Below are 13,266 nucleotides of genomic sequence, written 5' to 3'. Positions count from 1 at the left end.
CGCGGTTATGATGCAATTTCAGGCATTTTCGGGCGTGTTGTCCGGACTGTAAAGCAAGGGATTCCCGATAATGATTTGTAGTATGACCGGTTATGCCGTTAAAACACGTGATTTAGAGCACGGAACGCTGCAACTCGAGCTAAAAAGCGTTAATTCACGCTATCTTGATTTTCATTTTCGCGTTGCCGAAGATCTCCGCGCGCTGGAAATTCCGCTGCGCGAAGTGCTCGCCGCCCGCATCAATCGCGGCAAGGTCGAGTGCCGTCTCTCCTTCAACGCGGCGGCTGCCCGGGCCGACCAGCTCAAAATCAATGGCGAACTGCTAGCCACGCTCAAGTCGCTGAACGAGCGCGTGCGCGGCGAGATGCCCGAGGCGATGTCGTTGTCGGTCAACGAAACCCTGCGCTGGCCAGGCATGTTCGGTGAACAGAACGTCGACTTCGCTGCCCTGAGCCCCGAAGTCATGGCCCTGGCGCGCGACGCGCTGGTCGATTTCACGGCAACCCGCGGCCGCGAAGGTGACAAGCTGGCTGAAACCATCATCGACCGCGTCAACGCCATGCGTGACATCGTCCGCCGCGTCGCGCCGCGTATTCCCGAGGCGCAGGCCATCTACACCGAAAAGCTGCGCCAACGCCTGACCGAAGCTCTGGGTGGTGCCAGCGACGATCGCGTGCTGCAGGAAGTCGCCGTCTTCGCAACGCGCATCGATGTCGCCGAAGAGCTGGCCCGCCTGACCACCCACCTCGATGAAGTCGAGCGCGTGCTCAAGCAGGGCGGCGCCTGTGGCAAGCGCCTCGATTTCCTGATGCAGGAACTCAATCGCGAAGCCAATACGCTCGGCTCGAAATCGGCGATCACCGAGGTGTCGCAGGCCTCGATGGAGCTCAAACTGCTCATCGAGCAAATGCGCGAGCAGATCCAGAACCTGGAGTAAATCGGGAGTGGCGCGTTGGTCTGCGGACTGAGCAGACCAATTTCAATTTTGGCCGTTTTTCCCGGTTGACCGTAGCAAATAGGTAATCCCGCCGCGGCGGGCGTTTTTCTGAGGTATCCCATGGCCGGAAATCTTTATGTGGTGGCCGCACCGTCCGGTGCCGGCAAGACGACGCTGGTTCGACTGCTCCTTGAGCAGGAAAAAACAGTCCAGCTTTCCATCTCCTACACCACGCGGGCGCCGCGCCCCGGTGAGGAAAACGGGCGCGAATATCACTTCGTCGATGCCACCGAATTCCAGGCCATGATCGCCCGCCAGGAGTTTCTCGAATGGGCCGAAGTACACGGCAATTTCTATGGCACCTCGAAGAAATGGATCGCCGACCAGCTGGCGGTGGATCGCGATGTCCTGCTCGAGATCGACTGGCAGGGCGCCCAGCAGGTGCGGGCCTTGTTTCCGCAGGCGATTGGCGTCTTCATTCTGCCGCCGTCGATGGAAGAACTGACCCGCCGTCTGACCGGTCGCGGCACCGACAGTGCCGACGTCATTTCCCGCCGTCTTGCCGCTGCGCAGGCCGAAATGCGCCATGTCGGGGAATTCGACTATGTTATTATTAACGACCAGTTGGCTCAGGCTCTGGATGATTTGCGTGCTGTTGTACGCGCCTCCCGTCTGAGCTTTGGGGCCCAGCGTGCCCGGCACGCCGCCCTGTTTCAAAGAATGATCTGATTTTTGAGGTTCCCATGGCTCGCGTTACCGTTGATGACTGTCTGAAAAGAATTCCCAATCGCTTCATGATGACTCTGGCTGCCGCCCACCGCGCCCGTCAGCTGGCCAATGGTGCGACACCGCTGGTCGACGGTGAAAAACACAAGCCGACCGTTGTTGCGCTCAAGGAAATGGGCGCTGGCAAGATCGGTCTGGAAGTGCTTAACCGCGGCCAGTCCTGAAAGCAGGGGCGGTGAAGACTGATGGATTCCGTGCCGTCGCCTCTGCCGCCTGTTGAAGAGGAACCCGCCTACCGGGTTTTCCTCGATAGTCTCGATTACCTTTCCCCGGCTGAACTAGAGAAAATCAAGGCTGCGTATGCCTACGCAGCCAAGGCGCACGCCAGTCAGCGGCGCATGTCGGGCGAGGCCTACATCACGCATCCGCTGGCCGTGGCCGGCGCTGTCGTCGAGTGGCGGATGGATGTCGACGCGATTGCCGCGGCGCTGCTTCACGATGTGCTCGAAGATACCGGGACGACCAAGCACGAGCTGGCCGAGAAATTCGGCAAGGAAGTCGCCGAGCTGGTCGATGGCCTGTCCAAGCTCGACAAGATGGAATTCGCCTCCTACCAGGAGGCGCAAGCCGAGAATTTCCGCAAGATGCTGATGGCCATGGCGCGCGATTTGCGCGTCGTGCTCATCAAGCTCGCTGACCGCCAGCACAATCTGGCGACGATGTCGGCCATGCGCGCCGACAAACGCGCCCGGATCGCTCGTGAAACGCTTGAGATCTATGCGCCCATAGCCTTGCGGCTGGGTCTCAACAAGCTCTACCGCGAGTTGCAGGATACCTCGTTCCGGCTGATTCACCCGCATCGCGCCGAGGTGCTGACCAAGGCGCTGACCACCGCGCACGGCAACCGTAAGGAACTGCTCACCCGGATTCTCGACGGCATCAACGACAAGCTGGCGCATGCCGGCCTGAAGGCCGAGGTGTTCGGTCGCGAGAAGAGCCTGTACTCGATCTTCCGCAAGATGAAGGACAAGCACCTGTCGTTTTCGCAGGTGCTCGACATCTACGGTTTCCGCGTCGTCGTCGACAATGTGCCGACCTGCTATCTGGCGCTCGGTGCCCTGCACAGCCTGTTCAAGCCGGTACCCGGCAAGTTCAAGGACTACATCGCGATTCCCAAGGCCAACGGCTATCAGTCGTTGCACACGACGCTGATCGGCCCCTATGGCACGCCGGTCGAAGTGCAGATCCGCACGCGCGAAATGCACAATGTCGCCCAGGAAGGTGTCGCCGCTCACTGGCTGTACAAGGACATGGACGAGTCCAGCGCCGATCTGCAGATCAAGACGCACAAGTGGCTGCAATCGCTGCTTGAAATGCAGACCAGCGACTCGGCCGAGTTCTTCGAAAACGTCAAGATCGACCTCTTCCCGGACGAGGTGTACGTCTTCACGCCGAAGGGCAAGATCATGGCCATGCCGCGCGGCGCGACAGTGGTCGACTTCGCCTACGCGGTGCACACTGACGTCGGCCACCACTGCTCGGCGGCTCGGGTCAATCACGAGCTGGCACCGCTGCGCACCGATCTGCGCAACGGCGACCTGGTCGAGATCATCACCTCGCCGCAGGCTAGCCCAAACCCGGTGTGGCTGACCTACGTCAAGACCGGTCGGGCCCGGAGCAAGATTCGCCATTTCCTGCGCACCATGCAGAACGAGGAGTCGGCACGCCTCGGCGAGCGCCTGCTGCGCCAGGAATTGCTGTCGCTCGGCGTCGTGCCGATTTCGATCCCGACGGCGGCCTGGGAGCAGATGGTCAAGTCGGGGGGGCAGAAGAATATCGAAGAGGTCTATACCGAAATCGGTCTCGGCAAGCGTCTGCCTTCGGTCGTCGCCCGTCGTCTGCTGGCCCGCGAAGACATGGCGCACGATGTCCCGAACGGCATGGCGCTGGCCATCCATGGCACCGAAGGCATGGCCATCCAGCTGGCGCGCTGCTGCCAGCCGATTCCTGGCGATCCGATCATCGGCTCGATCCGCAAGGGCAGTGGCCTGATCATTCACACGCACGACTGCGCGACGATCCGCAAGTCGCGTTCTTCCGAGCCACAGAAGTGGATTGATGTCGAATGGGAGCCGGAAGAAGGCAAGCTGTTCGATATCCGCATCAACGTCGAGGTCAAGAATGCACGCGGCGTGCTGGCCCAGGTTGCGTCAGCCATTGCCGAAGCCGGTTCGAACATCGAGCATGTTTCTATGGACGCCGACCCGGAACGCCTGTTTACCTCGCTGCGCTTCACCATCCAGGTCGCCCATCGCAACCATCTGGCGGCGGTCATGCGCGGCATGCGCCACATCCCGGAAGTCACCCGCATTACCCGTGAAAGGGGAGGCGACACTTGAGAGTGCTGGTGCTGGGGGCCGGCGTTGTCGGTACAACGAGCGCGTGGTATCTCGCTCGTGCCGGCCATCAGGTGACGGTCATTGACCGCCAGCCGGCGGTCGCTGATGAAACTAGCTTTGCCAACGGCGGGCAGATTTCCGTTTCTCACGCCGAGCCGTGGGCCAATCCGCAGGTTCTGAGCCACCTTGTGAAATGGCTGGGGCGCGAAGATGCACCCTTGCTCTGGCGCTGGCGAGCCGATCCGGCGCAACTGGAATGGGGCCTGCGCTTTCTTGGCGAATGCCTGCCTGGCCGGACCCGGCGCAACATTGCGGCGATTGTCGCGATGGCGCTGTACAGCCGCAGCCGCTTGCAGGCGCTGCGTCAGGAATTGGCGCTGGAATACGATCACCTCGAGCGCGGCATCCTGCACATTTACACCGATCGCAAAGAGTTTTCGGCGGCGGTCGAGGCGGCGCAGCTGATGCGTCAGTTCGGGCTGGATCGTCTCACGGTCGACACCGAAAAATGCCTGAAAATAGAACCGGCGCTGGCCGGCGCCAAGGCGCTGCTGGTCGGCGGTGACTACACGCGTTCCGACGAAACCGGCGACGCCAAGAAATTTACCTGTGCCCTGGCCGAGCGGGCAACGGACCTCGGCGTCGATTTTCGCTTCGGCACGGCCATCGAGCGCATTGCTGCCGGCGGTAGCCAGATCGCCGGCGTCGTCGCCCAGGGCCGGAACGGGGCTGAGTTGCTGACAGCTGACGCCTATGTGGTCGCGCTGAGCAGCTATTCGCCGCAGTTGCTCAAGCCGCTGGGCATCCGCCTGCCGGTCTATCCGGCCAAGGGCTATTCGGCGACGCTGACGCTGGCTGAAGATAGCGTGGCGCCGATGGTCAGCGTCACGGACGACGAGTGCAAGCTGGTCTTTTCCCGTCTCGGCAACCGCCTGCGCATCGCCGGTACGGCCGAGTTCACCGGCTTCAATCTCGATCTCAATCCGGTGCGTTGCCAGGCGTTGATCACGCGCACCCGCCAGCTTTTTCCCGAACTCAAAACGCTCGGCGAACCGGAGTTCTGGTGCGGCCTGCGCCCGGCCACGCCGTCGAACGTGCCGATCATCGGCCGGACGCGCTACGGCAACCTGTGGCTCAACACCGGCCACGGTACGCTGGGCTGGACGATGGCCTGCGGCTCGGCGGCCGCCCTGGCCGACCTGATGAGCGGCGCCCAGCCCGAACCGGATTTCCCCTTCGTCAAATGCTGATCGACACCCACTGCCATCTCGATGCGGCCGAATTCGATGCCGATCGCGACGCGGTATATGCCGCGGCAACGGCGGCGGGGGTGGGGCGGATCGTTGTGCCGGGGGTTACGGTCAACCGGAATTTTCAGCCAAAATCGAAAATTGCCGACTATCCGGCCTGCCTTGAGGCCTACGGAATCCACCCGCTCTACGTCGACCAGTCCAGCCCGGAAGACCTGTCCCGGCTACGCGGCTGGCTAGAGCAGGCGCCGCCGGTTGCCGTCGGCGAGATCGGGCTTGATTTCTACGTAAACGGCCTCGACGCCGAGCGTCAGACCCACTTTTTCGTCGAACAACTGAAGCTGGCCCGCGAATTCGATCTGCCGGTACTGCTCCACGTCCGCCGGGCGATCGATCCGGTGCTCAAGCAATTGCGCCGGATCGGCGTGCGCGGCGGCATCGCCCACGCCTTCAACGGCAGTCGGCAGCAGGCCGATGAGTTCATCAAACTCGGCTTCGTCCTCGGCTTTGGCGGGGCGATGACTTTTGATGGTTCGACGCGCATCCGCGAACTGGCGCGCACGCTCCCCCTCGAATCCATCGTTCTGGAAACCGACGCGCCGGACATTCCGCCGGCCTGGCTCAACGGTGGTCGCAATGCGCCAGACCAATTGCCGCGCATCGCCGCGGTACTGGCCGAGTTGCGCAATATCTCACCGGCCAGCCTGGCGGCGCAGACGACCGCCAATGCACGGGCCGTGCTGCCGGCCCTGCACGCCGATATCTAAGCAGGCTGGCGCGGATTACTCGACGACGACCAGGGGGCGGATATCTGCTTCGGCCTCGATCTTGATGAGCCGGCCGCTGTCATCGAAAATCGCATCGAATTCACCCCAGCTGTTCAGCCAGTAGCGCCAGGTCTTGCTCTCCAGGTTCGGATTCTCGTCGCTGACCGGATAACCGACTGCCATGATCACCTGCTCGCGGGTCATGCCCTTGGTCAGGCGGGCCGTGCCGATGGCGTCCTGGATCTTTTTCGGATAGGTCCGCAGTTTCTCGAGCGGATCCTGGTCGACGATGTAACGCTTGGCAAAGGCGTCGAGCGGCGTACTGCGGCTGTAGTCGTTGCCGATGTCCTGCTTGCGCCCGTTGATCACGACATGGACGCGGTTCTTGCCGTAGCCGTTCATGGTCAAGGGTGTGCCGGCGGGAATCATCGTCTTGCCTGCGTCGAGGTAGTTGATATCGCTGATCCAGGCACCATCGGTGCGCATGTTGCAGCACAGGAAACCGGCGGTTTGGGCGGTGGCGCCCGTTGACGCAAGCGCGGCAAGGCAGAGCATCATGAAGCGTTTCAAGTGTTGTCTCCTCAAGGCAGCGGTGGGGAGCCCAATCCTAGCATTCTCACTGCATATTACTGAAGCGGGCTTCGGGGCAGCCACGCGGCCCAGCTTGCCTGCCGTACACGGCTGCAACGGTGGCCAGTGACTGACGCATCCTGCCCGGCATTTGATCGCCGTCAACATTCCAGCAAAAGTCCTAGGGGTATTTCCCCGTTTTGATCTGCGCTAAAGAAGCCTCGCCTTATGGGCGTAGATTGCCCTCGCTGACATCTAATCGACTGGGCGTGGTATGGACATGAAAGTTTCCTCCGGCATCAATATTTCCAGCGTCATCCTTGGCGTTTTGCCCGCCGACGCGGCGGTGGTCAGCAAGAGCCTGCGCGAACTCGAGGGGGTCGAGGTCCATGCGGTTGGCGAAGATGGCCGGATGATCGTGACGATCGAATCCGGCGATCAGGACAACACCAGCAATATCTTTGAGGCGATACGCCAGACGCCGGGGGTTATCTCGGCCTCGCTGGTTTATCACCAGTACGAATCCGATCCAGATGAGGAGGCCTGAGATGATCGAAGTGAAACTTACCCGGCGTGATTTCATCAAGAGCAACGCAGTCGCGGCGGCCGCTACCGTCGCCGGCATCAGCGTGCCGAACGCCGTCATGGCGCAGCAAAAGGGCAGGGACGATGGCGTGCGCTGGGACAAGGGCGTCTGCCGTTACTGCGGTACCGGTTGCGGTGTGCTGGTTGGCGTCAAGGAAGGCCGCGTCGTGGCCACCCAGGGCGACCCGGATGCGCCGGTCAATCGCGGCCTCAACTGCATCAAGGGCTATTTCCTCTCGAAGATCATGTACGGCAAGGACCGCCTGATGTCGCCGATGTTGCGCATGAAGGACGGCAAGTACGACAAGAATGGTGACTTCAAGCCGATCACCTGGACCCAGGCCTTCGACATCATGGAAGAAAAGTGCAAGGGCGCGCTCAAGGAAGGCGGGCCGCGCAATATCGCCATGTTCGGTTCCGGCCAGTGGACGGTGTGGGAAGGCTATGCCGCCGCCAAGCTCATGAAGGCCGGCTTCCGGACCAACAACCTCGACCCCAACGCCCGCCACTGCATGGCCTCGGCCGTTGCCGGTTTCATGCGCACCTTCGGCATCGACGAGCCGATGGGCTGCTATGACGACGCCGAACACGCCGACGTTTTCGCGCTGTGGGGCTCGAACATGGCCGAGATGCACCCGATCCTCTGGTCGCGCATCACCGACCGCCGGCTCAGTGCCAAGAACGTCAAGGTGCATGTCCTATCCACTTTCAGTCATCGCTCCTGCGAACTGGCCGACAACACGCTGATCTTCAAGCCACAGTCCGATCTGGCCATCCTCAACTACATCTGCAACCACATCATCCAGACCGGTGCGGTCAACAAGGATTTCGTCGCCAAACACGTCAAGTTCGCCAAGGGCGTGACGGATATCGGCTACGGCCTGCGGCCGAATCACCCGCTCGAAAAGGTGGCCATGAACAACGGCTACCCGGGCGAAGAAGGCAAGCCGAAGGGCAACCCGAACAACTCGACGCCGATGACTTTCGACGAGTTCGCTGCCTTCGTCTCCGAATACACGCTGGACAAGGCGCACGAGATTTCCGGCGTGCCCAAGGAAAATCTCGAAGCGCTGGCCAAGGCCTACGCCGACCCGAAAACCAAGGTCGTTTCCTACTGGACCATGGGCTTCAACCAGCACACCCGCGGCACCTGGGTGAACAACATGATCTACAACGTGCACCTGCTGGTCGGCAAGATTTCCGAGCCGGGCAACGGGCCGTTCTCGCTGACCGGTCAGCCCTCGGCCTGCGGCACGGCGCGCGAAGTCGGCACCTTTGCCCATCGCCTGCCGGCCGACATGGTGGTGATGAATCCCAAGCACCGCGAACTGTCGGAAAAGCTCTGGAAGCTGCCGGCCGGCACCATTCCCGACTGGATCGGCCTGCACGCCGTGGCCCAGAGCCGCGCGCTGAAGGACGGCAAGCTTGGCTTCTACTGGACGTCGACGACCAACAACATGCAGGCCGGGCCGAACGTCAATGAAGAGATTTATCCGGGCTGGCGGAATCCGAAGGCCTTTGTCGTCGTATCCGATGTTTACCCGACCGTGTCGGCCATGGCCTCCGACCTCATCCTGCCTTGCGCCATGTGGATGGAGAAGGAGGGCATGTATGGCAACGCCGAAAGGCGCGGCCAGATGTGGCGCCAGCAGGTCAAGGCGCCGGGCGAAGGCAGGTCCGACCTCTGGCAATACCTCGAATTCTCCAAGCGCTTCAAGATCGAAGAAGTCTGGCCGGCCGAGTTGCTCGACAAGAACCCGGAGTACAAGGGCAAGACCATGTACGACGTGCTGTTCGCCAACGGCCAGGTCAACAAGTTCGGGCTGGACGAGGTCGCCAAGGTTAACGCCCACGGCATCAAGGACTACATGAACGACGAGTCCAAGGCCTTCGGCTTCTATGTGCAGAAAGGCCTGTTCGAGGAATACGCCAGCTTTGGTCGTGGCAAGGCGCACGATCTGGCCAACTTCGACGTTTATCACAAGGCGCGCGGCCTGCGCTGGCCGGTGGTCGATGGCAAGGAAACGCTGTGGCGCTTCCGCGAGGGTTACGACACTTATGTGCCGAAGGGCGAGGGCGTACGTTTCTACGGCTATCCGGACGGCAAGGCCATCGCTTTCGCGCTGCCTTACCAGCCCTCCGCCGAAATGCCGGATGCCGAATACGACCTGTGGCTGTGTACCGGCCGCGTGCTCGAACACTGGCACACCGGCTCAATGACGCGGCGCGTCCCGGAACTCTACAAGGCGATGCCGGATGCCGTGATCTACATGCACCCGGAAGATGCCAAGAAGCGCAGTCTGGCCCGCAACGATGTGGTCAAGGTAGCGACCCGGCGGGGCGAAATCCAGTTGCGGGTCGAAACCAAGGGGCGCAACAAACCGCCGCTTGGACTGGTCTTCGTGCCTTTCTTCGACGAACATCGTCTGGTCAACAAGCTGACCCTGGATGCGACTTGCCCGATCTCGAAAGAGACCGATTACAAGAAGTGTGCGTGCAAGGTGGTCAAGGCTTGAGGGACTGACCGGAAGAACAATCAGGGAGTGCCGAACGGGTGGGAGCGGGGCCCACCCGTGACGGCTGAACTGGACAAGTGAAAGAGTGATGACAGCAAAAACCCCAAAAAGCGGTGCGGCGCGCCGCCAGTTCATATTCGACTCGGCCAAGATGGTTTGTGGCGTGGGTATGCTTGGTCTCGGGCTTGGTTTGTACGCCAAGCAAGCGAAGGCCCTGCCGGCGCTTGCCCTGCGTCCGCCCGGCGCGCTGCCGGAAGATGATTTCCTCGGCGCCTGCATTCGCTGTGGCATGTGCGTGCGCGACTGCCCCTACAACACGCTCGAACTGGCCAAGCCGGAAACGCCGGTGGCGACCGGCACGCCGTTTTTCAATGCGCGCAACATCCCGTGCGAGATGTGCGATGACATTCCCTGCATCAAGGCCTGCCCGACCGGCGCGCTGGATCACAGCCTGACCGACATCAACAAGGCGAAGATGGGCGTCGCCGTGCTTATCGACCACGAAACCTGCCTCAATTTTCTCGGCTTGCGCTGCGACGTTTGCTATCGCGTTTGCCCGGTCATCGACAAGGCGATCACGCTCGACATGGTGCCCAACACTCGCACCGGTCGCCATGCCATGTTCCTGCCGACCGTCCATTCCGAGCACTGCACCGGCTGCGGCAAGTGCGAGAAATCCTGTGTCCTCGAAGAGGCGGCCATTCGCATCCTGCCGCCCAAGCTGGCCAAGGGCGAGCTCGGCAAGCACTACCGTATCGGCTGGGACGAAAAATCCAAGGCCGGCCATTCGCTGATCGACGAATCGAAAATGGTGGACCTGCCCGACCGCTTGCCGGATGGCGCCGTCCTGCCTGGTCACTACGATCCGGCCAGCGGCCACACCGAGTCCATGCGCGGCATGCCGGGTAGTGAAGCCGGCGCCATTCCGAGTCTGCCGCCCGGACTGGGGGGCAAGCCATGAGCGCCGTCCAGAACAAGCGTATCGGGGCCGAAGCGGTGGCCGAAAAAGGCTGGCTGCGGGCCCACAAATGGCTGATCCTGCGCCGCATCTCGCAGTTTTCCATTCTTGTCCTGTTCCTCGCCGGGCCGTGGTTTGGCCAGTGGATCGTCAAGGGTAATCTGGCCTACAGCTACACCCTCGGCGTGTTGCCGCTGACCGATCCCTACGTTGCCCTGCAATCGATGGTGACCGGGCATTTGCCGGAAACCCTGGGTCTGGTCGGCATGGCCATCGTGCTAGTTTTTTACCTGTTGGTTGGCGGGCGGGTTTATTGCAGCTGGGTCTGCCCGGTCAATATCGTCACCGACGCCGCCGGCTGGCTGCGCAACCGTCTCGGCATCAAGGGCAGTTCGCAGCTTGGCCGCAATACGCGTTACTGGATACTCGGCATGACCTTCGTCGGCTCGGCGCTAACTGGCGTCGTGCTCTGGGAGCTGATCAATCCGGTTTCCATGCTGCATCGCGGCCTGATTTTTGGCATGGGAATGGCGTGGACCGTGGTGCTGGTTGTTTTCCTGTTCGACCTGTTCGTGACGAGTCGCGGCTGGTGTGGCCGGCTCTGCCCGGTTGGCGCTTTCTACAGCCTGCTCGGTCGCTGGAGCCCGGTCCGGATCTCGGCACCGGCGCGTGCCGCCTGCAACGACTGCATGGACTGCTTCGAAGTCTGCCCCGAACCGCAGGTCATCAGGCCGGCGCTCAAGGGGGAAGGCAAGGGTGTCGGCCCGGTCATTCTGAGTCCGAACTGTACCAATTGCGGTCGTTGCATTGATGTCTGCTCGAAGGAGGTCTTTACCTTCGGGTTGCGGTTCAATAACCCGGTTTCCACTGCCCAGCCTGCGGTGACGCAGTCGGAAGCCCGCTGATTATCGAGTTCAAGAGGAGGAGCGCCCATCATGAAATCAACGCTGAAGACGAGATTTGCCATTCTGGCAGCCGCTGCTTGCTGGGCGCTTTCCGGTCCGCTCGCGCAGGCCCAGGAATCACCCAGGCCGATGCGGGGGGCGGACGTGAGCGCGACCGATCAGGCGCCGGAAGCCAAGAAATACCTGGGTGGCAAACCGGGCGGCCAGGAGAAAGTGGCGCGTACCTACCGCGACCAGCCGCCGGTCATTCCGCACGCGGTCGAGAACTTCGATGAAATTACCCTCGAAGAAAACCAGTGCCTGAGCTGTCACAGCGCCGATACCTACAAGAAGAAAAAGGCGCCGAAGATCGGTGACAGCCACTTCCGCGACCGTGAAGGCAAGGTCCTGCCGACCACCTCGTCGCTGCGCCACAACTGCACCCAATGCCACGTCCCGCAAGTCGATGCGCCGCCGCTCGTCGAAAACGAATTCAAGGGTGATCTGGCTGAAGGGAAAACCGCCAAGGGCAAGAAAAAGAACTGAAGCAGCAATCAATAACGAAAAAGGGAGCCGAGGCTCCCTTTTTTGCTGTCTGGCCGGTCTTTTCAGTTTCGTCGCTGATTGCTGCGGTCAACCCGAAAAAACGGCGAAAAATGAAATGTGCTATGCCGTCTTTCAGGCCTCGGCCAGCACGCCGCGCATTTTCTGCAGGGCCTTGACCTCGATCTGGCGAATCCGCTCGGCCGAAACATCGAACTCGGCGGCCAGATCGTGCAGCGTCGCGGCTTCGCCTTCCGGCAACCAGCGGGCTTCGACGATGCGGCGACTGCGCGGGTCGAGCGCGGCCAGCGCTTCGTGCAGACCTTCGTCGTGCAGGCGGGCGACGGCCTTGTTTTCGAGAACGCGGGTCGGCTCGTAGCGCGAGTCGGCCAGGTAATCGATCGGCGCAAAGGCCTCGTCGCCGTCGTCAGGATTGCCTTCGAGAGCGATGTCGCGGCCCGAGAGGCGGGTTTCCATCTCGACGACTTCGTCCTGCTTGACGCCCAGACGCGCTGCGACTTCTGCTGCTTGCGTGCCGTTCAGTGTATCGACGCCTTCGTAATCGCTCTTCAGGCTGCGCAGGTTGAAGAACAGCTTGCGCTGGGCCTTGGTGGTGGCCACCTTGACCAGACGCCAGTTTTTCAGGATGTACTCGTGAATCTCGGCCTTGATCCAGTGCATGGCAAACGACACCAGACGGACGCCGCGCGTCGGGTCGAAGCGCTTGACGGCTTTCATGAGGCCGATATTGCCTTCCTGGATCAGGTCGGCATGCGGCAGGCCGTAGCCGAGATAGCCGCGGGCAATGGAGATGACGAGGCGAAGGTGCGAAAGCACGAGCTGACGCGCCGCTTCCACATCGCCTTCGTTGTGGAAACGCTCGGCCAGCCGGATTTCCTCGGCCTCGGCCAGCATCGGATAACGGTTCGCCACCTGGATATAGGCGTCGATGTTACCAATGGCAGACGGGATGGGAAGTGTCAGGGCATGGGTCATAGCGTAATGTCCTCCTTCAAGTTACATCCATATATTAGCACTCGCTGCCTAAGAGTGCTAAGTGGTGGAAAAAGTTTCCGGATGCGCGGCTGTTCCAAGCAATTAATGTCGAAAACTGATCATTAAAGTCGCAAA

At 61.4% G+C, this 13,266-nt stretch carries 13 protein-coding genes; 11 read left to right on the top strand and 2 right to left on the bottom strand.

All coding sequences use genetic code 11. The features are described 5' to 3' along the window. Positions 1-70 precede the first annotated feature (70 nt). From KI613_RS19165 to KI613_RS19140, 6 genes are all read left to right on the top strand, one after another. Positions 71-937: a YicC/YloC family endoribonuclease gene (locus tag KI613_RS19165; protein WP_226402485.1), complete on the top strand. Its 867-nt coding sequence runs from the start codon at positions 71-73 to the stop codon at positions 935-937. 120 nt (positions 938-1,057) lie between these two features. After that, positions 1,058-1,666: a guanylate kinase gene (gene gmk / locus KI613_RS19160; protein WP_226402483.1), complete on the top strand. Its 609-nt coding sequence runs from the start codon at positions 1,058-1,060 to the stop codon at positions 1,664-1,666. A 14-nt stretch (positions 1,667-1,680) separates the two neighbouring features. Beyond that, positions 1,681-1,887, top strand: coding sequence for a DNA-directed RNA polymerase subunit omega (gene rpoZ, locus KI613_RS19155; RefSeq protein WP_226402481.1), 207 nt, complete (start codon positions 1,681-1,683; stop codon positions 1,885-1,887). Positions 1,888-1,908: 21 nt separating this feature from the next. Continuing rightward, positions 1,909-4,062: a RelA/SpoT family protein gene (locus KI613_RS19150; protein WP_226402479.1), complete on the top strand. Its 2,154-nt coding sequence runs from the start codon at positions 1,909-1,911 to the stop codon at positions 4,060-4,062. Further along, the gene (locus KI613_RS19145) at positions 4,059-5,312 is read left to right on the top strand and encodes a D-amino acid dehydrogenase (RefSeq protein WP_226402477.1); all 1,254 of its coding nucleotides are present in this window, start codon (positions 4,059-4,061) and stop codon (positions 5,310-5,312) included. Before KI613_RS19150 ends, KI613_RS19145 begins: the two co-directional genes overlap by 4 nt. Beyond that, positions 5,306-6,079: a TatD family hydrolase gene (locus tag KI613_RS19140; RefSeq protein ID WP_226402475.1), complete on the top strand. Its 774-nt coding sequence runs from the start codon at positions 5,306-5,308 to the stop codon at positions 6,077-6,079. The genes KI613_RS19145 and KI613_RS19140 overlap by 7 nt, the downstream gene beginning before the upstream one ends. Before the next feature lie 15 nt (positions 6,080-6,094). Here the strand turns inward: KI613_RS19140 and KI613_RS19135 are convergent, their stop codons facing one another. Then, positions 6,095-6,649, bottom strand: a complete 555-nt coding sequence (locus KI613_RS19135; RefSeq protein ID WP_226402473.1) for a hypothetical protein — start codon at positions 6,647-6,649, stop codon at positions 6,095-6,097. Between the two features lie 280 nt (positions 6,650-6,929). On the opposite strand from KI613_RS19135, the gene KI613_RS19130 reads away from it, so the two are divergent. The 5 genes from KI613_RS19130 to KI613_RS19110 all read left to right on the top strand — a co-directional run bounded on the left by KI613_RS19130 (position 6,930) and on the right by KI613_RS19110 (position 12,138). Next, positions 6,930-7,196 (top strand): chaperone NapD, encoded by a 267-nt coding sequence (locus tag KI613_RS19130; protein WP_226402471.1) that lies wholly within the window; start codon positions 6,930-6,932, stop codon positions 7,194-7,196. A gap of 1 nt (position 7,197) precedes the next feature. Then, complete coding sequence (gene napA / locus KI613_RS19125; protein WP_404826951.1) at positions 7,198-9,750, top strand: nitrate reductase catalytic subunit NapA; 2,553 nt, start codon at positions 7,198-7,200, stop codon at positions 9,748-9,750. Between the two features lie 88 nt (positions 9,751-9,838). Next, positions 9,839-10,711: a ferredoxin-type protein NapG gene (gene napG, locus KI613_RS19120; protein WP_226402469.1), complete on the top strand. Its 873-nt coding sequence runs from the start codon at positions 9,839-9,841 to the stop codon at positions 10,709-10,711. Then, positions 10,708-11,613, top strand: coding sequence for a quinol dehydrogenase ferredoxin subunit NapH (gene napH / locus KI613_RS19115; protein ID WP_226402467.1), 906 nt, complete (start codon positions 10,708-10,710; stop codon positions 11,611-11,613). The genes napG and napH overlap by 4 nt, the downstream gene beginning before the upstream one ends. Before the next feature lie 30 nt (positions 11,614-11,643). Continuing rightward, positions 11,644-12,138: a nitrate reductase cytochrome c-type subunit gene (locus KI613_RS19110; protein ID WP_226402465.1), complete on the top strand. Its 495-nt coding sequence runs from the start codon at positions 11,644-11,646 to the stop codon at positions 12,136-12,138. Between the two features lie 132 nt (positions 12,139-12,270). Here KI613_RS19110 and rpoH read toward each other — a convergent pair whose 3' ends face one another. Then, positions 12,271-13,131, bottom strand: a complete 861-nt coding sequence (gene rpoH, locus KI613_RS19105; RefSeq protein ID WP_226402464.1) for an RNA polymerase sigma factor RpoH — start codon at positions 13,129-13,131, stop codon at positions 12,271-12,273. Between the last annotated feature and the right edge of the window lie 135 nt (positions 13,132-13,266).

Source organism: Ferribacterium limneticum, from assembly GCF_020510585.1.
In the GTDB taxonomy this organism is placed as follows: Bacteria; Pseudomonadota; Gammaproteobacteria; order Burkholderiales; family Rhodocyclaceae; genus Azonexus.
Note: the sequence above shows the minus strand (reverse complement) of the source record. Positions and strands in the feature narration are given on the sequence as shown.